Source organism: Exiguobacterium sp. s50, assembly GCF_018618175.1.
GTDB classification, from domain to species: Bacteria; Bacillota; Bacilli; order Exiguobacteriales; family Exiguobacteriaceae; genus Exiguobacterium; species Exiguobacterium chiriqhucha.
In genome coordinates, this window is record NZ_JACSLP010000001.1 from 138,341 (window position 1) to 161,388 (window position 23,048).

The 23,048-nt window shown below is 54.1% G+C and carries 25 protein-coding genes; 5 read left to right on the top strand and 20 right to left on the bottom strand.

The window, feature by feature from the left end; translation table 11 throughout:
- Window positions 1–29: 29 nt before the first annotated feature.
- From KNP68_RS00745 to KNP68_RS00785, 9 genes are all read right to left on the bottom strand, one after another.
- Window positions 30–959: an NAD(P)/FAD-dependent oxidoreductase gene (locus KNP68_RS00745; protein ID WP_214798418.1), complete on the bottom strand. Its 930-nt coding sequence runs from the start codon at window positions 957–959 to the stop codon at window positions 30–32.
- Window positions 956–1,537, bottom strand: a complete 582-nt coding sequence (locus KNP68_RS00750) for a CDP-alcohol phosphatidyltransferase family protein (protein WP_214798421.1) — start codon at window positions 1,535–1,537, stop codon at window positions 956–958. Before KNP68_RS00750 ends, KNP68_RS00745 begins: the two co-directional genes overlap by 4 nt.
- Window positions 1,537–2,424: an ABC transporter ATP-binding protein gene (locus tag KNP68_RS00755; RefSeq protein ID WP_214798424.1), complete on the bottom strand. Its 888-nt coding sequence runs from the start codon at window positions 2,422–2,424 to the stop codon at window positions 1,537–1,539. The genes KNP68_RS00750 and KNP68_RS00755 overlap by 1 nt, the downstream gene beginning before the upstream one ends.
- Window positions 2,421–3,122 carry an ABC transporter permease gene (locus tag KNP68_RS00760; protein ID WP_021067647.1) on the bottom strand — a complete coding sequence of 234 codons (702 nt, stop codon included), beginning with the start codon at window positions 3,120–3,122 and terminating at the stop codon, window positions 2,421–2,423. The genes KNP68_RS00755 and KNP68_RS00760 overlap by 4 nt, the downstream gene beginning before the upstream one ends.
- Window positions 3,119–3,892 (bottom strand): ABC transporter permease subunit, encoded by a 774-nt coding sequence (locus KNP68_RS00765; RefSeq protein ID WP_214798427.1) that lies wholly within the window; start codon window positions 3,890–3,892, stop codon window positions 3,119–3,121. Before KNP68_RS00765 ends, KNP68_RS00760 begins: the two co-directional genes overlap by 4 nt.
- Window positions 3,879–5,048, bottom strand: a complete 1,170-nt coding sequence (locus KNP68_RS00770; protein WP_214798430.1) for an ABC transporter substrate-binding protein — start codon at window positions 5,046–5,048, stop codon at window positions 3,879–3,881. The genes KNP68_RS00765 and KNP68_RS00770 overlap by 14 nt, the downstream gene beginning before the upstream one ends.
- 35 nt (window positions 5,049–5,083) lie before the next feature.
- Entirely contained in the window at window positions 5,084–5,830 is a 747-nt protein-coding gene (locus tag KNP68_RS00775; RefSeq protein ID WP_214798433.1) for an SDR family NAD(P)-dependent oxidoreductase, read from the bottom strand.
- Window positions 5,827–6,804, bottom strand: coding sequence for an MBL fold metallo-hydrolase (locus KNP68_RS00780; RefSeq protein WP_021067651.1), 978 nt, complete (start codon window positions 6,802–6,804; stop codon window positions 5,827–5,829). The genes KNP68_RS00775 and KNP68_RS00780 overlap by 4 nt, the downstream gene beginning before the upstream one ends.
- 101 nt (window positions 6,805–6,905) lie before the next feature.
- The gene (locus KNP68_RS00785; protein ID WP_029595305.1) at window positions 6,906–8,342 is read right to left on the bottom strand and encodes an NADP-dependent glyceraldehyde-3-phosphate dehydrogenase; all 1,437 of its coding nucleotides are present in this window, start codon (window positions 8,340–8,342) and stop codon (window positions 6,906–6,908) included.
- A 227-nt stretch (window positions 8,343–8,569) separates the two neighbouring features.
- Between KNP68_RS00785 and KNP68_RS00790 the strand changes: the two genes are divergently transcribed.
- Window positions 8,570–9,445, top strand: a complete 876-nt coding sequence (locus tag KNP68_RS00790) for a chemotaxis protein CheV (RefSeq protein WP_021067653.1) — start codon at window positions 8,570–8,572, stop codon at window positions 9,443–9,445.
- 43 nt (window positions 9,446–9,488) lie between these two features.
- Here KNP68_RS00790 and KNP68_RS00795 read toward each other — a convergent pair whose 3' ends face one another.
- Window positions 9,489–9,866 carry an Hpt domain-containing protein gene (locus KNP68_RS00795; RefSeq protein WP_058763867.1) on the bottom strand — a complete coding sequence of 126 codons (378 nt, stop codon included), beginning with the start codon at window positions 9,864–9,866 and terminating at the stop codon, window positions 9,489–9,491.
- A 141-nt stretch (window positions 9,867–10,007) separates the two neighbouring features.
- Between KNP68_RS00795 and KNP68_RS00800 the strand changes: the two genes are divergently transcribed.
- Complete coding sequence (locus KNP68_RS00800; RefSeq protein WP_021067655.1) at window positions 10,008–10,943, top strand: magnesium transporter CorA family protein; 936 nt, start codon at window positions 10,008–10,010, stop codon at window positions 10,941–10,943.
- A 38-nt stretch (window positions 10,944–10,981) separates the two neighbouring features.
- Here the strand turns inward: KNP68_RS00800 and KNP68_RS00805 are convergent, their stop codons facing one another.
- Window positions 10,982–12,094, bottom strand: a complete 1,113-nt coding sequence (locus KNP68_RS00805; RefSeq protein ID WP_021067656.1) for a PP2C family protein-serine/threonine phosphatase — start codon at window positions 12,092–12,094, stop codon at window positions 10,982–10,984.
- Between the two features lie 161 nt (window positions 12,095–12,255).
- On the opposite strand from KNP68_RS00805, the gene ytzI reads away from it, so the two are divergent.
- On the top strand, window positions 12,256–12,423 hold the full coding sequence (gene ytzI, locus KNP68_RS00810; RefSeq protein WP_021067657.1) for a YtzI protein: 168 nt from the start codon (window positions 12,256–12,258) through the stop codon (window positions 12,421–12,423).
- A gap of 25 nt (window positions 12,424–12,448) precedes the next feature.
- Here ytzI and KNP68_RS00815 read toward each other — a convergent pair whose 3' ends face one another.
- Entirely contained in the window at window positions 12,449–14,575 is a 2,127-nt protein-coding gene (locus KNP68_RS00815) for a DNA topoisomerase III (protein ID WP_214798438.1), read from the bottom strand.
- A 124-nt stretch (window positions 14,576–14,699) separates the two neighbouring features.
- Here KNP68_RS00815 and KNP68_RS00820 point away from each other — a divergent pair, with 124 nt between their 5' ends.
- Window positions 14,700–15,569, top strand: coding sequence for a DMT family transporter (locus KNP68_RS00820; RefSeq protein ID WP_029595301.1), 870 nt, complete (start codon window positions 14,700–14,702; stop codon window positions 15,567–15,569).
- Here the strand turns inward: KNP68_RS00820 and KNP68_RS00825 are convergent.
- The 3 genes from KNP68_RS00825 to KNP68_RS00835 form a co-directional block, all read right to left on the bottom strand.
- Window positions 15,564–16,946 (bottom strand): MATE family efflux transporter, encoded by a 1,383-nt coding sequence (locus tag KNP68_RS00825; RefSeq protein WP_029595300.1) that lies wholly within the window; start codon window positions 16,944–16,946, stop codon window positions 15,564–15,566. The two genes, KNP68_RS00820 and KNP68_RS00825, sit on opposite strands and share 6 nt — an antisense overlap.
- A gap of 81 nt (window positions 16,947–17,027) precedes the next feature.
- Window positions 17,028–18,281: a peptidase U32 family protein gene (locus KNP68_RS00830; RefSeq protein WP_021067661.1), complete on the bottom strand. Its 1,254-nt coding sequence runs from the start codon at window positions 18,279–18,281 to the stop codon at window positions 17,028–17,030.
- 9 nt (window positions 18,282–18,290) lie between these two features.
- Window positions 18,291–19,193 carry a peptidase U32 family protein gene (locus KNP68_RS00835; protein WP_021067662.1) on the bottom strand — a complete coding sequence of 301 codons (903 nt, stop codon included), beginning with the start codon at window positions 19,191–19,193 and terminating at the stop codon, window positions 18,291–18,293.
- A gap of 150 nt (window positions 19,194–19,343) precedes the next feature.
- Between KNP68_RS00835 and KNP68_RS00840 the strand changes: the two genes are divergently transcribed.
- Window positions 19,344–20,138, top strand: coding sequence for an SDR family NAD(P)-dependent oxidoreductase (locus KNP68_RS00840; protein ID WP_021067663.1), 795 nt, complete (start codon window positions 19,344–19,346; stop codon window positions 20,136–20,138).
- A 66-nt stretch (window positions 20,139–20,204) separates the two neighbouring features.
- On the opposite strand, the gene KNP68_RS00845 is transcribed toward KNP68_RS00840, so the two are convergent.
- Genes KNP68_RS00845 through KNP68_RS00865 form a run of 5 tightly spaced genes read right to left on the bottom strand, consistent with a single transcriptional unit; the run spans window position 20,205 to window position 23,047 of the window.
- Window positions 20,205–20,525 (bottom strand): hypothetical protein, encoded by a 321-nt coding sequence (locus tag KNP68_RS00845; protein WP_214798441.1) that lies wholly within the window; start codon window positions 20,523–20,525, stop codon window positions 20,205–20,207.
- 34 nt (window positions 20,526–20,559) lie between these two features.
- Window positions 20,560–21,063 (bottom strand): hypothetical protein, encoded by a 504-nt coding sequence (locus KNP68_RS00850; RefSeq protein ID WP_251131430.1) that lies wholly within the window; start codon window positions 21,061–21,063, stop codon window positions 20,560–20,562.
- Window positions 21,064–21,080: 17 nt separating this feature from the next.
- Window positions 21,081–22,040: an ATP-binding cassette domain-containing protein gene (locus tag KNP68_RS00855; RefSeq protein WP_029595294.1), complete on the bottom strand. Its 960-nt coding sequence runs from the start codon at window positions 22,038–22,040 to the stop codon at window positions 21,081–21,083.
- Window positions 22,009–22,677 carry a hypothetical protein gene (locus KNP68_RS00860; protein WP_021067667.1) on the bottom strand — a complete coding sequence of 223 codons (669 nt, stop codon included), beginning with the start codon at window positions 22,675–22,677 and terminating at the stop codon, window positions 22,009–22,011. Before KNP68_RS00860 ends, KNP68_RS00855 begins: the two co-directional genes overlap by 32 nt.
- On the bottom strand, window positions 22,655–23,047 hold the full coding sequence (locus KNP68_RS00865; protein WP_236355691.1) for a DUF4430 domain-containing protein: 393 nt from the start codon (window positions 23,045–23,047) through the stop codon (window positions 22,655–22,657). Before KNP68_RS00865 ends, KNP68_RS00860 begins: the two co-directional genes overlap by 23 nt.
- Window position 23,048 lies beyond the last annotated feature (1 nt).

A 23,048-nucleotide genomic window follows, 5' to 3' on the forward strand; every position in this document is an offset into this window, starting at 1 on the left:
GACCGTCATGGTCGTCTTTTTTCGTTCTTTCAAGTAAATCGTTCGACGTAGCGTCGGTCGATTGTCCGTTTCAACCAAAACGGTAACCGCCCGTGCCACGTCAACTTCCCGTACGTCAAGAGTGCTTGTCCCGGAGTCGTCAGCAAGATGTTGAGCGATGTCCGTGATTTGAACGGCCGCTTTGTGCCCAGCAGCAGACGTGCGACGTGTCGGCCCGAGCGGACGGCATCGACGCCGCCGTTCAATCGGGCTGCCATATCGCCCGTAACAAAGATATCGCGATAGACCGGGTGCCGTAAATCGTCTTCGGTCTCGATGAACGCCGCTTCTTCCGCCAGTCCGGCCGCTGACCACCAGTCGTCGGCGACGACACCGGTCGCATCCAAGACGAGTCCGTCCCCTTGTCCGGGTTGGAACGGGGCCAGGATGATCGTCACGCCGCTCCGGACGAGACGACGTGCCATACGCTGAGCGACGCGCCGTGGGAGTTCAGGCAACAGGCGACGCGCATACAATGTCACGCGCCGCTTTTGTCGGATGCATGCGAAGGCGAGCTCGACCCCGGCCTTGCCACCGCCGACGACGGTGACCGCCTCACTGTTGAGAATGTCGTCCAACACATATGACGTCATCGGTTTGAGGCCCGTCCCGAGTCCACGACTTTTCGCACCGGTCGCGAGCACGAGGAGATCATATCCGACTTGCCCGTGTTCGGTCTCGACGATTCGGGCATCCGGATCGAGCCCGATGAGGCGATTGGCGACCGGCGTGACATCAGGGCGCAACCGTGTCGTCGCCGATTCCATCTCCCCGGCGATCACTTGCGGGAACGCGCCCGTGTATATCGTTTCGCGTCCCCCGATATACTGGACGTCATACCGTTCATGGAGCGCGTCGAGCCGAGCGAGAATCTCAAGTTGCCCGTGACCGAGTCCGACGAGGACGAGACGCGGCTTCATCGTAAAATCCGCCGCGCTTCTAACAACCGCTGTAAAATGGTCGACACTTCAAGGACGAGGAAAATCGTCGCGATGACGCCAATCCATGTCGGGAATAAAATCATGAGCGTGAACAAGATGAAGCATTCCGTCCGTTCTAAAATACCAGGTTGGTAATAAAACGACTTCTCCGACCGACGGGAGCTGCTCGCCCCAACGGCGAGGAACAATGTCATCGCCACGACGAACGACCCGAGCAACAGCAGAAAGACCGGCATATGCTCCGGATGGCGTAAGGCGAGCGCGATGACGACGGCAATCTCGACGATGCGGTCGAACACGAGATCGAGTACCGTCCCGAAGCTAGTTTTTTGCGAGCGACGCGCCATCGTCCCATCGAGGACGTCGAACAGACCGGACACCCATAATAGCAAGACGGCCGTCCACAGCATGTCGTTGTAAATGAAGAGACAGACCGAAACGCCGATGATGCCCCCGAGGACGGTCACCTCATTCGGGGTGAACTTCCATTTCAAGAGCCGATCGGCCCCACGTTCGATGACGGGACGAACGAACCGGCTACCGTATGTGTCTAACATCATATTCCTCCTTGTCTCTTACGTAAATAATACGTCTCACCGTCTCGGAACGATTCATCCCGTGGCAAGATGACGTAGTCCCCCTGGCCGCGGCGATATTCGCCGAGACGATGCCCGAATCGCGTGAACGACCGGATCAGCACGACCGTCTCGTCCGTCGGGGAGTCCGTCACCTCGATATGAAGCGAGGGATACAGACTGCCACCCAGTTCGATAAAGTCGCCGAACGTCGATTCCGTCTCGGATAACGCTTGTGGGGTGCCGCTCGCGCGGACGAGCCCCGCTTCGAGCAGGGTCACCCGGTCAGCGACGAGCATCGCTTCTTCCCGGTCATGCGTCACGAGGAGCGCCGTCAATCCAAGTTCACGAACGAGGTCGCGAATCAAACGTTGCAACTCATATTTGAGCTCGGGATCGAGGTTCGTGAACGGCTCATCGAGCAGAATGAGCCGCGGTGAAGCCGCGAGTGCCCGGGAAAAGCTCACGCGTTGTTGTTCTCCGCCGGAAAGCTCGTGAATCTCAGCGTCATAGCGACCAGGCAGCCGGACGCGGGCGAGCCATGTCTCTGCTTCTTGGCGCGATCGGTTCGGTGTGGCGAGTGTCACGTTCTCCCCGACCGTCAAATGTGGGAACAAGAGCGGGGATTGCGACAACATCGTGATCCGGCGCAAGTGAGGTGGCACTCCGTCAAGCGGTGTCTCCTCCCACGTCACTGTCCCGGAGTCGTGTGTCTCTAATCCTGCAATGATGCGGAGCAACGTCGACTTCCCGGACCCGCTCACGCCGACGAGAGCATGAATCTCGCCGTTCGGAATTTCTAGATCAATGCCGCGTAACACGTCACGGTCTTTAAAGCGTTTATGAACGCCTGATAATACTAAGCTCATTGCAACCGTCCTTTCACCAATCTAATCCAGATGCCGAACAGTCCGCCGAGCCCAAGATAGAGGAGGACCGGAACGAGGATGAGCACCCATGTATTCTGTAACGCCAGCGAGACGTCATTGCCTGCATAGGACTGATAAAGCCGCGTTGTGACCGTCGGAACGAGCCCCGCTCCGATCAATTGAACGAGCACGAATTGACTCAAGACGATAACCGTCGAGAACAAGACGATCGTTCGAATCGTCTCTTTCAAGAGCGGGAATAGCACGAGACCGAACCGGGTCCACGGGGCGAGCATCAACGTCTGTTCAAGAAGCGTTCGGCCAATCACATACATGGCGTTATATGCCAGCCGGATGGAATACGGCAACGTCGTGACGAGCAGGACGAGGCCAACTCCAATGTGCGTGCCGACAAGGCCGAGTTGCGCCAAAGCGATATACATGCCGAACATGCTGGCCATGACCGGGATGAACAGTGGAAGGAACGTGAACCATTCGACTGAAGTTTTCCATCTCGACTCGGTGAACATAAGCCACCAAGCCGTACCGATACCGAGCCATACGTTGATGAAGCCGAGGATGATGACATAGATGACCGTGTTTCCGAACGCCTCATCCCAACTGAAAGCGGCCGGGAACGCCAAAAACAGCCCGATGAATGGGAACAGGATCAAGCCAGCGGTGAGAATCCGACTCATCGTCTCACCCCCCGTTCGATACGTCGTCGTCGTTTCGCCGTCACCGCATAGGAGCTAATGACACCAATAAAGATGAATAGCGTCCAGATGAGGGCGACCGCATACGACTCGTACGCATTTAAAAACAACCCGGTCGTTAATCGTTCGTAGGCGAGTACCCCGAGCAGTTCAGGGAAGGTGACCCCTAACAAGGCCGGCACTTCATAGGCAAACGAGATAAAAGCGACGAGCACCCAAAACGAATCGAGGAGCGGTTTAACGAGGAATGGCCATTCCGCCACTTTAAATTGTTTAAACGGCGTGAGTTGAAGTGTTTTCGCCATATCCAAATAACCCCGATTCAATTGGGCATACGTCCCAATCACCATCAAAAACACGAATGGCACTTCTTTCCAAACATACGTGAAGATGACGACGAGATGGTGGCGTTCATTCGCCTCAATCAATCCATAGAATGGGAAGACGCCTGAGAACAACAAATAAAATAAATACGCGGCTGCGACGTGCGGTATGAACATCGGCCATCTGAGAAGTGACGCGAGCCACGTCGACCGATGTCGATACACCGAACGGGCGAGCCACGTCCCGATGACAAGTGAGAGGATCGTCGAAACGACTGTCACATACAGCGTCACGGCGAGACTGGCACGCCACGCCGCGTCGTTCAACTCAGACCAGTCGAACCCTATGGTCTCGTAAATCAGAAAGGCAACACCGGTGAACGGTAATGCCAGAACGAACAGACTAAGCCATAGACTACTTCGCGACACGGTCCCACTCCTCACGAATCGCATCGATCACGGCTGGACCATAGTCAGGGATTGAGCGTTCGGCGAGACGTTCCGGGTCAGGATAAGTGACACCTTCATCGAGCTTTAAGAATGCGTCACGGTCTGCCGTATCGAGTTTGGTCAAATCGAGCGATGTCCCGTCTCCCCAGTACGTCGAGTCTTGTTTGGCGAGCTGGGCTTCGGGCGACAACAACTCATTGATGACCACGAGCGCACCGTTCGGATTTTTGGCGTTAAATGGAACGGCGAGAAAATGCGTCGAGGCGATCGAATGTTCGAGCACGAGTGCCCGTGTCCCACTAGGAAACACGCCATTTTCACGCTCGGCCTCGGCGCGTCGTTCATTGAAGCCCATCGTCATCCAGACGTCACCCGCGGCGTACAACTGGTCGAGCTGGGCCAGCGATTTCGGATACGTCGTCCCTTGTTTCCATAGGGTCGGCGACCACGCCGCAAGCTTCTCCCAGAACTCGTCTGGAATCTCACCGTCACCGGCCTCAGTCCCATACTCGGCGTAGAGCAGATGGCGGACGAACGCGTTTCCTGTGAAGTCTGTCACTTCAGGATACGTGAAACGGCCAGGATTTTCTTCGGTCCAACGATGTAATTCGTCGAACGTCGTCGGCGGATTTTTGACTTTGTCCGCATCATAGTGCATGACGAACTGCACGTTCCCCCAAGCGACTTCGAGCCCGTTCGTCGGAGTTCCCGCATCGGTCGCTTGCGCTTCCTCGTTCAATAACTTGGCGTTCGGGATTTTGTCGAGCAGGTCACCCTGCAACAAATCCGCCTCGGCAGCGTTACGGAAATTGTCTCCATTGATCCACACGAGGTCAATCGTTCCTTCTTCTCGATTCGCCCGCTTGTCGAGCGACAATTGACGCACGAATTCAGCCGTGTCCATCGGGACGCGGTTCAACTCCACGTCATACGTCTCTTTCAGGCGGGGCGCGACATACTCATCGATATAGCGATTGATGCCGTCATCGCCTCCCCACATATAAAAATTGACCGTCGACTGTTTCGCTTCTTCGGCCGCCTGTTCGAACGTCGGTGCGATTTCGGCGCGCGTCGTCCCGCAGGCAGCGAGGAAGATGAGTGACAGCATCAAGCCAAACTGTTTCAATCGGCGCATCGTGTCTCCCCCTTTTTTTCTCTATGTTGACGCATTTACTTTCTGTCAAATCCCCGTTTTGCGAGCCGTTCGAACATGACCGGGCACATTGCGTACAGTTTCGCGCCAAGTTCCATCCACCACGGGGCGTTCACTTCACGTTTCGACGCCTCACATGCTGCGACGACGCGTTTCGCGAGACGATTGGGATCGAGCATAATTGATTTCACACTCGCTTCGTAACGTCCACTCTTGTCGGCCCGGAGAAAAAACGGCGTCGCAATCGGTCCCGGGTTGACGGTCAATACATGAATCCCAGCCGGCTTCAGTTCCAACCGGAGCGCGTTCGAGAACTGGAGCAGCGCCGCTTTCGATCCGGCATAGACGGCCGATTTTGGGGTCGGGACTTTTGCCGCTTGCGAGCAGACGTTGATGATCGTACTGCCACGGCGCATCGTTCGCGCACAATCACGCGCGAGCAACATCGGTGCGATCGCGTTCAAGCGCATCATCTCCTCGATGACGTCGGTCGTTTGATCGACGACCCGGTCGAACTCGCCGATTCCGGCATTGTTCACCCAGACGTCGATTGCTCCATATGTACGTTCGACTTGGGCCACGAGCGTGTCATAGTCGGTACAGACGTCGGCCACCATCCAATCGGCCGATAACTTCTGTCCGAGTTCGCGCAACCGCTCCTCGTTCCGTGCAATCAACGTCAATCGGGCACCCGACTCATAAAAAGAATGCGCCAGCGCGGCCCCAAAGCCGCTCGACGCACCCGTGATGACAATATGTCTCATTCTACGATGTCCTCCACTCTCACATAAATCCATTTTCCATCCGTCAACTGTTTGACGACGCGCCCACGTTCCTCGAGCAACGTCAACCGGGCGAACACCTCACTGAAGACGAGCGGCATCGCCCGCCGCATCTTGCGTCCATACAGGCGCATCGACCAATCGAAAACGCTCAAGCCGTCCACCCAGTCGTTCAGGAGCAGTTCACTTCGCTCATAGCGCTGACTGATACGGGCCTCAATCAATGGACGCGGTTTGTGAATCGGTTCCCCATGCCCGCTCACGACGAGCTTCAAGTCGACCGACTGCAGTTTCCGCAGCGAATCGAGATACAGGACGACCGGCGAAGCGAACCCTTCCTCTTCGTACGGCTGCTCGATGAGCGGGTTCGGTTCGACCGCATCGATTAAATGGTCGCCCGCGATTAACACGCCACCTGGACCGAGCAGTCCGAGCTGGTCACTCGCATGCCCAGGCAGATGGATCGTCTTCCACGCCCCGTCGCTCGTCACGTCCTGTCCATCCTCGAATGTCATCGTCACAGTCGTCGGACCGATCCAGCGCAGTGCCTCCCGATAATCGGGCAATTTGTTCACAATCGTCTCCGGGGTCCCGAACCAGTGCGCCAGATCGTGCAAAAACTGGTTGCCCCGTTTGATGAAGTTCGGTGTCTGTTCTAAATAGCGAACGAGCTTCTCATGTCCGTAGACGGGAATCGAGGCGTCACGCAGACGCCACGCCTGACCCGCATGGTCGGCATGATGGTGCGTCAAAAATAAAAAATCAATATCCGCGAGCGTCAACTCGAGCTCGGCCAGTTGTGTCGTCAATGAGGTCCACGCCTCTTCCGTATCCGGTCCGCAATCGACCATAAAGAAACGGTTCATGTGTTCGACGACATAAACGTTTACGTTGCCGACCTCGAACGGCGTCGGTATATCGAGTCTTGCCAGTTGGCTTGAAATCCAGTTCGCCACGTCCCCACAACCCCTTCCACCTATCTTCACTCATTATACCTGTCGATAAGAATGGATTTCAATCACACAAAAAAAGGAGAGGATTTCTCCTCTCCGATGTCTTATAGGTTGATGACCGTGACTTTATCTCGTGTCATCGTCTCGAGGCTGCGTCCAATCCCTTGAACACCGAGGCCTGACTGTTTCACGCCGATGAACGGGAAGTGGTCTGGGCCACGTTCCGTGCGGCCGTTCACTTGGACCGTACCGACGTCGAGCTTGTCGGCGACCGTGAAGGCGCTGTTCACGTTTTGCGTGAACACACTCGCTTGAAGACCGAACTCAGACTCGTTCGTGAGTTCAATCATCTCGTCGAGCGAGTTGACGCGGATGATCGGCAAGACTGGTCCGAACGGCTCTTCCCAAGCGACACGCATTTCACGTGTGACGTGGTCGAGGAGCGTCGGGTGCAAGAGGTTGCCGTCGCGCTCGTTTCCGTGGACGACCGTCGCTTGCTTGTTGACGGCATCGTCAATCAAGCCTTGGACGTAATCCGCCGACTTCTTGTCAATGAGTGGGACGATGAAGCTGTTATCGACCGGTGACCCGACCGTGAGCTTCTCGACGCGCTCTTTCAACATGCCGACGAGTTCGTCTGCTTGGTGCTCGAGCACGAATACGCGCTTAATCGCCGTACAGCGTTGTCCTGAATACGAGAACGCCCCGCTGACGATTTGATCAGCCGCGAGCGTGAGGTCTGCGTCTTCGAGGACGAGCGCCGGATCTTTCCCGCCAAGTTCGAGCACGACAGGTACCATCGATGCTTGTTGCGACAAGTGTTGACCTGTCCCGGTACCGCCCGTGAACGTGATCATGTCGATGCCAGGGTGTGACGTCAAGTAGTCACCGATGACCGACCCGCGCCCTGTGACGAGGTTCAAGAGACCGCTTGGAAGACCTGCATCTTGGAGTGCCTCGATCATCTTCACACCACTGATGGCACCTTGTGTCGCCGGTTTGAAGACGACCGCGTTACCTGTGATGAGCGCCGGTGCGATTTTGGCTGCTGCCAAGTTCACCGGGTAGTTGAATGGTGAAATCGCGAGGACGACACCGAGAGCTTCTTTCTTGATGATTGCCATCTTGTTCTTCGAACCGCCAGGGAATGAGTCCCCTTGCATGAACCCGCCCGTGAAGCGAAGACCTTCTTCGGCCGTATAGCGGATGATTTCCGCCGTCCGGACGACTTCTTTCTTCGCGTCGCTCAAGTTCTTGCCGACTTCGCGCATGATGATTTGACCGATCTCATCAACGCGTTCTTCGAGTTTGTCCGCCCAAGCGTACAACAGTTCGGCACGCTTGTTGACCGGAAGCGCCGCCCATTCCTGTTGTGCGCTTTTCGCGCCGTGAATCGCCTCGTCGACTTCGTCGCGAGACATCGCCTGGACGTGCCCGACGACTTCATCTGTATAAGGTGAAACGAGTTCGATTGTTTCGTTCGTTGTCGATTCCTGCCATTGTCCATTAATTAAATATGGATACGTGTTCATACTCATAATCTCTATCTGCCTCCTGAGTAAGCTTTGATATCTCGTTGCCACCCCCATTGTATGCAAAATCAAATCGGTTGAACAACTATAAAGATTCAGTTTATGTAATGTAAACGGTTACTCGTCAATTTTTTGTCAATTCCGCCTCGACTTTGCCACTTTCAACTGAAGATGTTCATCAAATCGACCGATAGAAGAGATGAGAGTACGTGAACTAGGAGGGACCACCAGTGAGCATGGATCATAATATTTTACTTGAGGCAGGCACGAACGAATTAGAGATCGTCATTTTCCAGTCAGGCCCGTTCATTTTCGGGATTAACGTCATGAAGGTACGTGAGATCATCACGATGCTTCCCCTCACTCCGCTCCCGGGCACTCCGGAAGCAATCATGGGGTTGATTGAGCTCCGCGGTGAGGTCATGACGGTCATCGATTTACCGATGGTCATCGGACATCCGCGTGACGTCGGAGACAACGATCGCTTGATCGTCTGTGAGTTTAACGGAGAGAAATCGGTGCTCCGCGTCGATCAAGTGACAGAGATTAAGCGTATCTCTTGGGAACAGATCGACACGCCGTCTGATCTCGCACGCGGCATGCAAGGAATCACGAACGGGGTCGTCAAGACAGGCGACCAGATGATCATCCTTCTTGACTACGAGCGCATCGCCCTCGAACTGTCCCGTAAAGACATCATGGCCCGTGAATCGGTCAAACGACTCGGTGCCCGGGAGCGCTCGAACAAACACGTCTGGATCGCGGAAGACTCGGAGATGTTGCGGACGCTCATCATCGATACGCTCGATGACGCCGGCTATTTCAACACGACGATTTTCAATAACGGGAAGGAAGCGCTCGATGCGTTCGAACAGAGCGACGTCCATTGTGACTTGCTGATCACCGATATCGAGATGCCGCAAATGGACGGCTTGCATTTGACGAAACGACTCCGTGAGATGGATCGTTTCGCCGACCTGCCGATCATCATCTTCTCTTCGCTCATCTCGGACGACTTGAAACATAAAGGCGACGCGGTCGGGGCGAACGCCCAAATCACGAAGCCAGAGATTGGCATGTTGATTGCCACACTCGACGAATTTTTAGCCTAATCCGAAAAACGGGACTTCGCCTTGCGGCGAAATCCCGTTTTATTTATGATAATGCATTCAAGCGCGCTTCCCATTCTTGGTCGAAGCGACGCATATCGGCTTCGATGTCGTCGAGAATCGGTTCAAGGTTTTCGGTCTCGTTCGTCTCTCCAGCCACTTCGAGCTGTTGGAACCGGGCAGCCGTCTCGTCGAGGCCGACAGAATAGGAGGCCCCTTTCAACAAGTGGGCGAGCTGTTCGATTTGTTCATGGTTTCGTTCCAGCACCATGCGTCTCAATTCCGGGAATTTCGCCTCGAATTGGCGGATATATGTCTCGGCAATCTTTTTTAAGAAATCTTTATTTCCGCTAGCGATTTGATGGAGCTCCGCCAACTTTTCTTCGTTAAACAGAGCATTATGGGGCGTTTGTGACAACTCCATCCCTCCTTTGCTTCAATCCTACTAACATTCCTAACCACTGTAGCATGTTTTCGAGAAAAAACAAAAAAACTCCTCCTTTTCCGATTGCACTCTCCCATTCGCCTACCTATAATTAGGTTGAGCTAAGGTAGGAGGAACATTATGCTAACGATTTACCGTACCGACGCATCTGGGCGTGTCGACGAAATCGAAGACTTTGACAAAGGGAGCTGGATTCAACTCGTCAATCCGACGAAAGATGAGGCCGATCAAGTCATCGCCGCCTCCGGCATTCCTGAAGATTTCGTCTACGACCCGCTTGATATTGAAGAAAAACCACGATTTGAAAAAGATGATGAGGGCCTCCTCATGATCATTGACGTCCCATATGTGGAAGAAGACGACACAGGACGCGCCTATAATACGATTCCACTTGGGATTATCGTCACGGGACGACACTTCATCACCGTCTGTTCGCGTGACCTCGACGTGCTCAATTTGTTCGCCAACGGAAAAGCCCGTTTGTTCCGGACGAACTACCGGAGCCGGTTCGTCTTTCAGATTTTGCACCGAGTCAGCATGACGTACTTGCGCTTCCTTCGCCAAATCGATCGGCGCATGGACGAGCTCGAGCAAGAGTTGCAACGTTCGATGCGAAATCAGGAAATCTTTCAATTGATGAACTTACAGAAGTCGCTCGTCTACTTCATGACGTCGCTCAAAGCGAACGACAGCGTCCTCGATCGCATCGTCAAGACACCGAGTCTCGAGAAGCACGAGGAAGACGAGGAGTTGCTCGAAGACGTGTTCGTCGAGCACCGTCAGGCGATGGAGATGGCGTCGATTTATAACGATATCATCAGCATCAAGATGGACGCCTTCGGTTCGATCATCTCGAACAACGTCAACTTCGTCATGAAGTTCTTGGCCTCGATCACAATCGTACTTAGTATTCCGACGATGATTTCTGGAATATTCGGGATGAACGTCCAAGTGCCGTGGGAAGGACAACCGATCGGCTTTGTGTTCGCCATTACGATGATGATCGGTTTCTCAAGCCTCGCCTTTTACATTTTGTGGCGCAAGCGATATTTCTAAAAAAAGATGGTGTTGCCCGTTTCGGCGACACCATCTTTTTACATCAATTTGACCGTGACGAGACACAAGTCATCGTCAATCTCGATTTTAGGGACGAGTTGTTCGGCGACGTGACGCGCGTAGTCAAGCCCGTATGACGCGACGTCCTTCTCGAGCCAGCGGATGCCGTCGTCAATGTCTTTGCTGTAACATTCCATCAATCCATCTGTATACATATGCATCGTCATCCCCGGTTCGATGTCGATGACCTTCGACTCAAAATTCGGCTCCTCGAACATGCCGACCGGGACACCGGTCGTCTCGAGACGGGTCACACCCGAGTCCGACGTCACGATGACCGGCGGATGACCGGCGTTGACGTACTCGATTTGACGCTTCGTCGTGTCGATATAACAATAGACGGCCGTGAAATAGCTCTGCATGTCCTCTCCCGAGAACAAGAACGTCATCTGACGGTTCAACTCACTCATCACATCGACCGGGTATTGGACGTTGCTGACGAGACCGGGCAAAATCGACCGAATCCCCATCGTAATCAACGCCGACGAGACACCATGCCCCATCACGTCGAAGATGATGACCCCATAGCGATCCGGTGCGACCTGGAACCAGGCATACATATCCCCGGCCAGTTTTTTAGACGGCAAATAGAGGGCCCGGACGTCAATCTCATCGTTGCTGATGGGCGGGGTCAACGCGCTCTGTTGAATCTTTTGCGCGAGATCGAGGTCATATTGGAGCCGCGCCTCATATTTTTTGCGTTCATCGACGGCCGCTTTGTAACGGAGTGCGGAGCGGATGCGCGCGAGCAGTTCCGTGATTTTAATCGGTTTCGTCGTATAGTCGGACGCTTCAGCGTCGAGACCTTCCGCGATTTGCTTTTCCTCGGTGCGACCCGAGACCATAATCACGGGAAGTTCCTCATAGCCGCTCATCTGTCGAATCCGTTTGCACGTCTCGATTCCAGAGATTCCTGGCATCTCGACATCAAGCAGGACAAGGTCGTATAGCGACGGGGCTTGCGGGTCCATCAGGAGCGCGAGCGCATCTTCACCACTCGAGACTGAAATCGTCTCATAATCATGTTGATGCAATAATTGTTCGAGAACCATCGTATTGACCGGTTCGTCGTCCACAATCAAAATCGCCATAGTCATCCCTACTTTCTCTGTCAGTGTTCTTCTGCATATTATTGTATCATATCTAATCGCTTCATTAGGTATTTCAATGCTGTGACAGTTCGAAGTGGTTCAAAGATGGAGAATCTCGTTCGTTTTTGGCATACTGGAAGTACGAAAGCGAGGAATGCCGCATGGGATGGATATTCGCTGTGAGCGGTTTGATTATTTTGCTCGTCTTAATCGCGTCAATCGTTGTCATTCAAAAAGGATATGCCTATAAAGACAACAAGGACGACATCGTGCTCGATTACGATGAAATCAATCGCCGCATCACTGAAGAAGAACAGCAGAAAAAATAGAGCCATCGGCGGATGGCTCTATTTTTTATTTAAATTCGAATCGAAGTGCCCCTTTTTCAAGGTAGAGCACGGCATCGAACGTCTTGTCCCCTTTTTTGAACGTGTGCACGTTCGATTGCCCGCCGTTAATCATCTGTTTCAGTTCATCTTTGGCAATTCCGACGCCGAGTACTTGTTTCGACATCGTAAACTTGCAACCTTCGCGAAAGCCGCTACAACCGATGAATTTCGCATGCTCGACGAGTCCCTTGCCACAGCTCGGGCAGACGCCGAACGATGCTTTCGGCCGCGCCGCCGACTTCTTCCCGAAACGTCGGGCTTCAATCGTATAGCCTTCCGGGTTCGCCGTCTCGACTCGCGCTTTCGCCTCTTCGACGAGATGAATCGACATCTTTTTCGCCTGGTCGATAAATTCGGCGGCCGAAGCCGATGCCTGCCCGATTTCGTTGAGACGTTTCTCCCATTTGGCCGTCATGGCCGGTGAAGCAAGGATACTGTCACCGAGCACGTCAATCAACAAGCGCCCTTTATCGGTCGGGACGAGTTCTTTCTTTTGTAGGTCGACATAGCCCCGCTTCTTCAATCCGTCGATAATATTGGCTCGTGTCGCCTCGGTTCCAAGCCCTTCGACTTCTTTCATGATATGAATCAGTTCTTCATCATCGAGCTGCTTACCGGCCACCTTCATCGCCATGATGAGCGCGCCTTCTGTATACCGTTTCGGTGGCTCCGTTTGTTTCGATAATACTTCGACTTTCTTTTCCGTCAACGGCTCCCCGAGTGTGAGCGCCGGGAGTTCGACGTCTTTGGACTTCATCTCGACGACTTGACGATAGCCGGCACTGACGACGACCGTCCCTTTTGCACGGTACAGGTCGTCGCCGTCCATGAGGTCGACCGTCGTTTTCTCAAGCTTGGCCGGAGGGGCGAACGCCGCAAGAAAGCGACGGTTAATCAAATCGTATAGTTTTGCCTCATCCCCGCTAAGTCGGGCCACATCGCCACACGCCTCGGTCGGGATGATCGCATAGTGATCACTGACCTTTTTCGCGTTGACGTAGCGGCTGTTCCGGGACGGGTTCTCGGTCAACACGTCTTTCAACTCGGCATAGGCCGCCGACTTCAATAGCCTTGCTTTCGTCTGTGGGAACAACGTCGCCTCGTCAGGTGTGACGAAACTTGAGTCAGTCCGAGGATAACTGATCCATCCTTTCGTATATAGCTTTTGAGCGATGTCGAGCGTCTTCTTCGCCCCGAAGCCGAACCGCTTGCCGGCTTCGGCCTGCAAACCCGATAAACTGAACCAAAACGGCGGGTATTCCGTCTTGTCCTCTTTGTCAATCGAACGGACAATCGCCGTCCCGGTCGCCCGGTTGACGACCGCGTCGGCTTGTTCGCGAGCCTTTAGTTTCGTCGTCTTACCGAGCGTGTATTTCGCTTTGAACGTGCCGCGTCCTTTTTGAAGCGTCGCCTCGACCTCAAAATACGGCTCTGGGACGAACTGTTTAATCTCACGTTCGCGATTGACAATCAAAGCGAGCGTCGGAGTCTGGACACGGCCTAGCGAAAACACGTCTTCGATGCCAATCGTCTTCAACAGCGTTGTATACGCTCTTGATGCGTTCATGCCGACGAGCCAGTCGGCACAGGCGCGACTCATTGCTTCGTGATAGTACGGGACCGTCTGGTCGCCTGGTAGCAGTGCGGCGAAACCACGGTCGACCGCCTGCTCGGTCAAACTCGAGATCCATAGGCGCGACAAAGGTTTTTGATTGCCGGCGAGCCGTAAAATGAGACGGACGATGGCTTCTCCTTCCCGCTCGGCATCGGATGCGATGATGACGTCGGTGATGGACCGGTCGTGCAACCATTTCTTAATCGTCTGGAACGGTTTCGACTTGCCTTTCGAGATGCGATAGTCGAATCGGTCCGGCACGATTGGGAGCGACTCATATTTCCAAGACTTCCATTCCGGCTTATAATGGGACGGTTCTTGCAGCTCGCATAAGTGACCGACCGCCCAGACGACGATGGCGCCTTCTGGGAACCGGGCACATGAAGCGATCTCAATCTCGTCTTTTTTCTTTTTTGATGGATACGGCGCAGCCAGTTTTTGGGCCTGCGACGGTTTCTCCGCAATAATTAATCTCATAGGATCCCTACTTTCACAGTCATCCGAAATCTCGTCGGAACGACACTTTCGAGAAAGAATGTATTTTCTTATCTATTCTATAATATCATTAGAAGAGTATGTACAACATAAAGGGGGATGTCTCTTGTCTTATCTTATCTTATTCGCCGCCGTTTTCTTCTTATCGACGAGCGTCTTGTTCGTCAAATGGACGTCCGCACCGGCCGAGACGGCCGCGTTTTACCGTATGCTGATCACGTGCCTGATGTTGTTGCCCTTCGTCGATTTCAAGTCGCTCCTCGGGACACGACTCATGACGCGATATGCCTTGCTCCTCAGCGGGACGTTGCTCGCGTTCCATTTTTGGCTCTGGTTTTTATCGCTCGATTATACAACCGTCGCCAGCTCGACGCTGTTCGTCACTTCGAGCCCGATTTTTGTCTTAATCGGGAACGCCTTGATTTTTAAAAAGAATCCGACCCGGAAAGGGTTAGCCTTCGCGCTCATCGCCGTCTTCGGAGGTATGCTTGTCGCGGCAGGCGACATTCAACTCGGACGTGAAGCGCTGTTCGGGGACTTGCTCGCTTTAATCGCCGCTCTGCTCATCGCGGGCTATTGGCTCGTCGGCCAACACGTCCGGACCGAAATGAACACGAATACATACTCGTTCAGCGTCTATCTCGTAGCAGCGGTCGTCCTCTGTTTCATGCTTCTCGTCCGGGGGACGACGTTCACCGCGTTCGAATCGGTCAACTGGTGGTATTTCCTCGCCCTCGCCTTCTTCCCGACGATTTTAGGACATAACTTGTTCAACTATGCGCTCGCCCGTGTCAGTGCGACCGTTGTCAGCATCACCATCCTTGGCGAGGCATTATGGGGCATGCTGTTCGGGTTCGTCTTCTTCGACGAGCGTCTCGGCGTGATGCAATGGGTCGGTGCGGCCGTCCTGCTCGGCGGAATTTACTTGTTCCTAAAAGAAGACGCCCGTTCCACAAGAACGGACGTCGCTTCATAAATTGGTTGCTTTCGCTTCGATTTCGTCTTCTGACGGGCGGAATAAGAGCTTGCGATCCCAAACAGCCATCCCGACCGCTGTCAGGAAGGTCATCGCATCAGCGATTGGGAACGCGAGCCAGACACCGAATACGCCGAAGAAGTTCGGCAGGATGAAGACGAGTGGAATCGTATAGAGCGTCTGCCGCGACAGCGACAAGAACATCGCGACCCGAGCCTTCCCGAGTGATTGGTAGATGCCGTTGACGAGCATTTGCACACTCGGGAGGAACGAGACGGCGAACAACACATGAATCGCCGTCACACCGCCGGCAATCAAGTTGGCGTCGGTCGTGAACATGCGCATCAGTTGTTCCGGAATCAACTGGAGCGTCAACCAGATGATGACGGCGATGGCAATTCCAGCCCGCATTGCCGTCCAAATCGTTTCCCTCATCCGGTCGAATTGTTTGGCGCCGAAATTGTAACCGACAATCGGCTGCATGCCTTGGACGATACCCATAATCGGCATCCCGACGAGCGCCATGAATTTATTGATAATCGCAAAGATGGCAAGTTCCTCGGTCCCGCCGTACGTTCCGAGCATGACGTTGACCCCGACGAATAAAATCGACTGGGAGACCATCATGATGAACGAAGATGAGCCGATCGCCATAATCTCCTTCAATTCGCCGAACCGTAATCGAAACTTCCGCCATTGGAAATCGAGCTCGGTGCGGCGATTTTTTGAGAAGAAGAAACGGAGCATGAGCACAGACCCGACGACTTGAGCGAGCGCCGTCGACCAAGCGGCCCCGTAAATGCCCCAGCCGAACGTGAAGATGAATAGCGGCGTCGTCACCAAGTTGACGACAACGGTCGTGAGCATCACTTTCATCTGATAAGGCGCCTGTCCTTCAGCCCGTACCATCGCGCTCGCCGCGAGTGTGAACATGAAGAACGGAGAGCTAATGAGCACGACCGATAAGTATTGTCGGCTCAGTTCCATGATGGCCGACGTCGCTCCGAACACTTTCAAGATGTCATCCAACATGAAAAAGGCGGAACTGACCGCAAAAGCGGCGAACACACCGACGAGGACGAGCACGTTCAAAAACGTGACGGCGGCACCGGCATCGTCGCCTTTGCCGAGTTTCCTTGAACTGATGGATGCCCCGCCCAACCCGACAGCGCTCGAGACGGCCATAAGAATCATTTGAATCGGAAAGGCGATCCCGATGGCAGCCACGGCAGTCGACCCGATGCCACGGGCGACGAAGATTGTATCAATGATGTTGTACAGTGCCGTCACCAGCATCCCGATCATTGCCGGTAGCGACAGTTTGAACAGCAGGCTTCCGATTGGATCGGTCCGGAGCTGCTCCGTATTCTGATTCATGCTTCCATCCCCTTTGTCGTCTATGTTAACAGGTTAGCAAGATTGGATGGAACGGTCGACTATGTTGTCTTGCCGGATGTGTCAGACCGGGCTCGGCACAGGTGTGTTCACGACGCCGGCTTTTCGCTTGCGCATGATGAAATCGGTCGCGACCGGTTGCTCGACCTTGACACGTACCGTCATCATCGCCTGGTTCGCCGTCTCGAGGCTTTCTCCCGACTCATCGTACAGCTCATCGATGCGCTGCGAGAAACGGACGAAGCCGGGACCGAAGAACTCGACTTCTTCCCCGCGCCGAAAATGGTTTCGTTGCTCGAGTGTCGCTATTTTTGTCGTCGGTTCATACGCGATGACGCGTGCCGCGAATGCATATTGCGGGATGGCGCGCGGCTTACCGAATAGTTGCTCGTTCTCGGTCGGGACGCCGTAATAGAATCCGGTCGCGAGTTCTCGTTGTGCCGCTTTCCAGATTTCTTCTTCCCACGCCGGATTAAACTCGAAGCCCTCGGGGTCATTACAGTACGCGTCGATGACTTGACGATAGACGTTACAAACGGTCGCCACATAGTGAATCGATTTCATCCGTCCCTCAATTTTCAAGCTGTCGACGCCAGCGTCGACCAAGTCCGGAATGTGACGTACCATCGCCAAGTCGACCGAGCTCATCGAGAACGGTTCCTCGTCGCGTGCTGCCATCTCGTCAGTCAACAGTTCGTCCGCCTCAAAGAATCCGTACTTCCAACGGCACGACTGGGCACAGCCACCCCGGTTCGCATCGCGGAGCGCCATATGGTTCGATAAGGTGCAACGTCCCGAGTACGAGATGCACATCGCCCCATGGACGAACGTCTCGATTTCGACATCGACTTGCCGTTTCATCTCTTTGATTTCTTCCATCGATACTTCGCGGGCGAGAACGATTCGCTCCAATCCTTCCTCTTGCCAAAAGCGGAGCGTCTCATAGTTCGTCGCTGACGCCTGCGTCGACAAATGGACCGGAAGTCCCGGCGCATCCGTGAGGCATACCTCAATCATGGCCGGGTCGGACACGATGACGGCATCAATGCCGATATCGCGAAGCTTGCAAAAGAACTCGCCCGCGCCATCGATATCGCCTTCATGGGTCACCATATTCGCGGCGACATACACTTTTGCCCCGCGCGCATGGGCGAACGCGACGCCTTCGGCCATCTCGTCATACCCAAAATTGCCGGCCCGAGAGCGGAGTCCGAACTGTTGTCCCCCGATAAAGACCGCATCGGCCCCATACAAAATCGCCATCTTCAATTTTTCTAAGTTGCCGGCCGGTGCTAATAATTCTGGACGTTTTTTCATCTCAATCCCTCACTTGATCTCTTCTGGATTTCGTAACAATAGTCCCGTCCCGAGCCGGAATTGTTCCGGCTGCAGTTCGGCGAGACGCCGTTCCATGACGAGACGGTCGAATCGACCGTTCAATAAATCTGAGCGGGCCTTATCGAACAAGCGGACGATATCAACGAATGCATCACCCGCGTGCCAACCCTCGAGCTTCCACGTGTGTAGGCCGCCTGTTATTAAAGTGGGCAGTTGTCCCATAAGCGTCAAATCCTCAGAGAACACATGCGTCCCGTTTTCGTCTTCATACACCGGATAGCGGCTGTCCGCATCCGATGGTTCGCTCACATAGTATTCGCGTGCTTCTGCCAACGTGTTCGATCGGCCAATTTCATTGAAGTAGTTCGTCAAGAGCGGACGTTTCGAATGATGGATACACGTCGGTCCGTACACTTGGACTTCGACCGGCAATCCGATTTGCTGTTGAATCAGCCCGAGTTCAGTCAACGTCACTTCACGGGCCGCGATTGCCCCGATTGCATCGCGTTTGCCCCAAAATTGAATGTGTCGGGCCGACGTGACGAGCGTTTGAGCATCATACCAATAGGGGATATTTGCATTACGGATTAAGCGGATGGCGCCCGGGTCACCGGCCGTCACACTGTCAACCCCGATTGTTTTTAAAGCCGATAAATAGTCAGGCAGCGTCTCAATCTGATGATTGTGCATCAAATTATTGACGGCGACGGTCACTTCTTTGCCATAACGGTGGGCAATCGCTGTGACTTCTCGCACAGCCTCCAACGACCAGTCTCCCTTATGGCGTAACCCGTATGTTGCTTCTCCGATATAGATGCGGTCAGAGCCCGCCATAATCAGCGCTTCTGCTTGCTCGACGCCCTGTGCTGTAGTCACTAGCTGTATCATCATCTGGTTTCTTCTCCTCACTCTGTGAGTCTAATCACATATTCTTGCTATACTCTAGCATACGTTTTGACGTCGCGGCCGAGCAGGAATTTAACAACTCGTGAAGAAATCAGTAACAATGTATGACTTTTTATATCGAAGGAGTGGACGATTTTGACAAAAACAGCCTTAATTACTGGAGCCTCGACAGGAATCGGACTCGATCTTGCCGTTTTAGCGGCCCGGGATGGATTTGATTGTATCCTCGTGTCTCGCAACGAGCCGCGGTTGCACGAATTAAAAAAAGTACTGGAGAAACGTTACCGTGTCAGCGTACACGTCTTCGCCCTCGATTTGTCTGAACACCAAGCCGTAAAACGATTGACGAGTGCAATCGCCGATGCCGGACTGACGGTCGACTTTTTAATCAACAATGCCGGTTTCGGAACGGCCGGCGAGTTTATCGAGCTCGATGCCGAGACCGAGGCCGAAGAAGTCCGTTTGAACGTCAACGCCTTGACCGAATTGACGAAAGCTTATTTGCCGGGCATGGTGGAACGGAATCATGGCTATGTGTTGAACGTCGCATCGGTCGCCGCCTTCCAACCTGGTCCGTATATGGCGGTCTACTACGCGACGAAGGCCTACGTGTTGTCGCTCACCGAGGCGCTCCATGCCGAAGTGAAAGGAACAGGCGTGCACGTGAGTGTCCTCTGTCCAGGTCCAACCGATACCGGATTCTTCAATCGGGCCGGCAGCGAGATGATGGTGTCAAAAATGCCGTCTCATCTCGTCGCTTTCTTCGGCTATAAAGGCGTCATGACCAACAAACGCGTCATCGTGCCGGGTGTGTCGAACCAACTGCTTGTCGCCGCGGCCAAGCTCATGCCACGCGCAGTCAGCCTTGAGATTTTGCGCCGCTTCCAAAAACCATCAGATGCTGGATCGGAAGACGTCTCGACGATTTAACCCATGTATGCACGTAAAAAAGGAGGAAGTCCCCCGGGGGACCTCCTCCTGCTTTATGTGATTTGATTATGACCGCGCCAACTGAATCATGCGCCGGATGAGTGTTATGCCCGGAATACACACCATCAGTGTCGTCGCCACCACGACCGACCAAGCCAAGGTGCTTTCGAGGGTGAGCGCCCGTTCCGTCAGCCCGCCGAGGACGCTTCCACCTTGGACGGTCAAGACGATCATGAGTGCCGGCCAAACGCTGGCCCCGAGGATACTGAGCATCCCGTAGCGCGTCCGTAGCAGCCGACGTGACATCAAAAACAGATTGAGCCCCATAAACGACAGTCCGATGAAAAGAAACCAACCGATTTCAACCAGATTGACGTATCCGCTCATGCACGTGTCACCTCACTCGTGTGATACCTACTTGTTACCCGTCTTCCCGCACAAATATGCGAACGAACAAGTCATGCAACAAGATGAGGAAGACGGCGTTCCCGATGCCGTGGGCCACATCGAACGGTAGACTGAGCACGAGCAGTTTGACGAAGTCGACCCCGATGACCTCCGCGAACGAAAGATTGGCCGTCCAGCCGAAGAGAAAACCGGCCCCCAGACCTACGAAAGCTAGGAGCCACCGCGAGTGACGAAGCAGTGGTTTAAGTAAAATGACGACGAGTACGACGAGAAGCCATCCTAAAAATTGAAACAAGACGAACGGACCGAGTCCGAGCAACAGTCCCGATAAAATCGGGACGAACAACGCCAGCATCGCGGCGCTCGTGAACCCGAAATACAAGGCCGTCAACATGAGCAACGCCGTCGACGGTTGCACGTTCGGGATGGCCACGAATAACCAGCGCCCGATGACGGCAAGCGCGAGAATCTGTGTCAGAACGGCAATCGGGATGTCCGTCCGCTCAAATCTTGACATGATCCCCGCCGCAATGATTAGGATGAAGACGTATGTGACCATAGCGCACTCCGTTTCCTATACTCGGCTAAATCGCCATCGAAAACAATCGTACCGTTCGACAGGCAAAGGATGCGGTCTGCCGCCTGAATCAGTTGCTCATCATGCGTCGCACACAAAACATGTGCTGTCATGGCTTTCTCGGTTAACGCTCGTTCAAACTGAGAGCGCTCTTGCTCGGTCAAGCCCACGCTTGGCTCATCCAACAAGAACAGCGAAGCTTCGGAATCGAAGACGGCCTGCAGTTGAGCGACGCGACGATTCGCCGCATGCGGGAACGGGCCGTACTCTTGCTCGGCCGGTAAATAAACCGGCCGCTCGGCCCATTTGACCTTCCCATACAAGGGACGCACGCTTTTGGCAATCAATTCGAGCAACGTCGATTTCCCGCTCCCGTTCGTTCCGATACAGATGGTCAGTCCTGCCTGCTTCGCCTCGTATGACACATGCTCGACCGCATAGGAAGCCTGCAGCGGATGGCGATAGGACACGTCCGTCACGACAAGTTGGGGCTGATTCATGGTCGGATTGACGTGAAACGGGTCGGATGGGGTATGTTCGCGCGCCCTGTCTGTGTATGCAATCCGAACGCCGAGCCCGGTCAACCTGCTGAGCAACATCGTCAAATGCTCGACCCGAAACCGATCCAAATGTCGAAACGGCTCGATCAAGACGATCGCCTCGGATGAATTGGCCAGTGCGTGAGCGATTCGGACGAGTTGCCGTTCCCCACTTGAGCACTCGTCGAATCGCTTATGAAATAGATGATCGATTTGAAGAATGGCAGCCAGTTCGGCTCCTCGCAGGGCGTCACTCCCAGAAATGAGCGATGCGACTTTCCCAGCAAGCGGAGTGTCGAGGCGAACGACTCGCGCTTGTTCTTCCCTTACCCACTCCTCGAATTCATCATGTCCGTCTGCCAAGGATAACCAACGCATCGCGCACCCCTCCCTTCGTCAAATATGGATACAGAAGCCAAACGACCGGTGTGACCATACCCGCAATCGCCCCGAAACTAGCGAGGACGAGACATTGGACCCAGTCATGTCGTTCGAAGCGTCTCATCCGATTCGTCACATATACCGGCTCGAGGCGTTGGCTGTCGATGCCGACGACGACGGCCTCTTGCCAGTCACGTCGCGGATGACTGGCCAACGATAAACGGACCGCCCGTTCCATCGTCGGGACGAGCGCCCAACCGCCGTACAGCAACCTTGTCGAACGAGGCCATTTGTTCAAGAACGGCAATAAACGCTCGAGGCGCATGAATCGATTGACCCAAATCATACCGAACAAAAAAGTCGCGAGTGGAATCAATTGATTTGTGACACCACCGACCGAAATCCTCCAACCGAGAACGAACGGGGCAAGTGAAATCAATAAGAACGCGAGGATAACACCGAGCATCGCCAGTGGAAACCGTCGTTCCATCAGTAACAAACCGAACAGACCGAGGAGGAGCCAAATCGAGTCATTCAAGTATGTCAACACGTACAAATGGACGAGTAAGAAGAAAAGGAGCGTGACCGGATGTCTGCGCTCCCAATCTGCCTCATTCGAAGAAAGAAATCGCATCTTCTTCGAACCGCCATTGAATGATGTCGGTCGATTCGACTTCTTTGGCTCCGGCGCCTTCATCGCCCGGGCTACCATTGAAGGCGTAAACCCAGCCTGAGGATTGTCCGGCCGACTTCTCTTCAATCCCGTCAACGGCCGTGACATAAGTCATGTCTCCGTCGCCGACCGATTCAATGTCAAGCTCGGTCGCTTCAAGGGCATCGAGTACCGTCGCCCCTTCTTCTAAGCAGACACTCTTCTCATTGAACAGCGTCTCTTCGGTCGCCGCATTGTAAACAGAAATCGTCGGCTCGACATCACAAGCCGCTTCCTCGGTCGATGTCGTATCTCCTCCGCATGCGGTCAAAAGCGGGACTAGTAAACTCATC

Excerpts from the sequence above, each read along its gene's own strand:
- KNP68_RS00745 (WP_214798418.1), bottom strand. The coding sequence starts at position 959 with ATGAAGCCGCGTCTCGTCCTCGTCGGACTCGGTCACGGGCAACTTGAG.
- KNP68_RS00750 (WP_214798421.1), bottom strand. The coding sequence starts at position 1,537 with ATGTTAGACACATACGGTAGCCGGTTCGTTCGTCCCGTCATCGAACGT.
- KNP68_RS00755 (WP_214798424.1), bottom strand. The coding sequence starts at position 2,424 with ATGAGCTTAGTATTATCAGGCGTTCATAAACGCTTTAAAGACCGTGAC.
- KNP68_RS00760 (WP_021067647.1), bottom strand. The coding sequence starts at position 3,122 with ATGAGTCGGATTCTCACCGCTGGCTTGATCCTGTTCCCATTCATCGGG.
- KNP68_RS00770 (WP_214798430.1), bottom strand. The coding sequence starts at position 5,048 with ATGCGCCGATTGAAACAGTTTGGCTTGATGCTGTCACTCATCTTCCTC.
- KNP68_RS00775 (WP_214798433.1), bottom strand. The coding sequence starts at position 5,830 with ATGAGACATATTGTCATCACGGGTGCGTCGAGCGGCTTTGGGGCCGCG.
- KNP68_RS00790 (WP_021067653.1), top strand. The coding sequence starts at position 8,570 with ATGGATCATAATATTTTACTTGAGGCAGGCACGAACGAATTAGAGATC.
- KNP68_RS00795 (WP_058763867.1), bottom strand. The coding sequence starts at position 9,866 with ATGGAGTTGTCACAAACGCCCCATAATGCTCTGTTTAACGAAGAAAAG.
- KNP68_RS00800 (WP_021067655.1), top strand. The coding sequence starts at position 10,008 with ATGCTAACGATTTACCGTACCGACGCATCTGGGCGTGTCGACGAAATC.
- KNP68_RS00805 (WP_021067656.1), bottom strand. The coding sequence starts at position 12,094 with ATGGCGATTTTGATTGTGGACGACGAACCGGTCAATACGATGGTTCTC.
- ytzI (WP_021067657.1), top strand. The coding sequence starts at position 12,256 with ATGGGATGGATATTCGCTGTGAGCGGTTTGATTATTTTGCTCGTCTTA.
- KNP68_RS00815 (WP_214798438.1), bottom strand. The coding sequence starts at position 14,575 with ATGAGATTAATTATTGCGGAGAAACCGTCGCAGGCCCAAAAACTGGCT.
- KNP68_RS00825 (WP_029595300.1), bottom strand. The coding sequence starts at position 16,946 with ATGAATCAGAATACGGAGCAGCTCCGGACCGATCCAATCGGAAGCCTG.
- KNP68_RS00830 (WP_021067661.1), bottom strand. The coding sequence starts at position 18,281 with ATGAAAAAACGTCCAGAATTATTAGCACCGGCCGGCAACTTAGAAAAA.
- KNP68_RS00835 (WP_021067662.1), bottom strand. The coding sequence starts at position 19,193 with ATGATGATACAGCTAGTGACTACAGCACAGGGCGTCGAGCAAGCAGAA.
- KNP68_RS00845 (WP_214798441.1), bottom strand. The coding sequence starts at position 20,525 with ATGAGCGGATACGTCAATCTGGTTGAAATCGGTTGGTTTCTTTTCATC.
- KNP68_RS00850 (WP_251131430.1), bottom strand. The coding sequence starts at position 21,063 with ATGTCAAGATTTGAGCGGACGGACATCCCGATTGCCGTTCTGACACAG.
- KNP68_RS00855 (WP_029595294.1), bottom strand. The coding sequence starts at position 22,040 with ATGCGTTGGTTATCCTTGGCAGACGGACATGATGAATTCGAGGAGTGG.
- KNP68_RS00860 (WP_021067667.1), bottom strand. The coding sequence starts at position 22,677 with ATGCGATTTCTTTCTTCGAATGAGGCAGATTGGGAGCGCAGACATCCG.
- KNP68_RS00865 (WP_236355691.1), bottom strand. The coding sequence starts at position 23,047 with ATGAGTTTACTAGTCCCGCTTTTGACCGCATGCGGAGGAGATACGACA.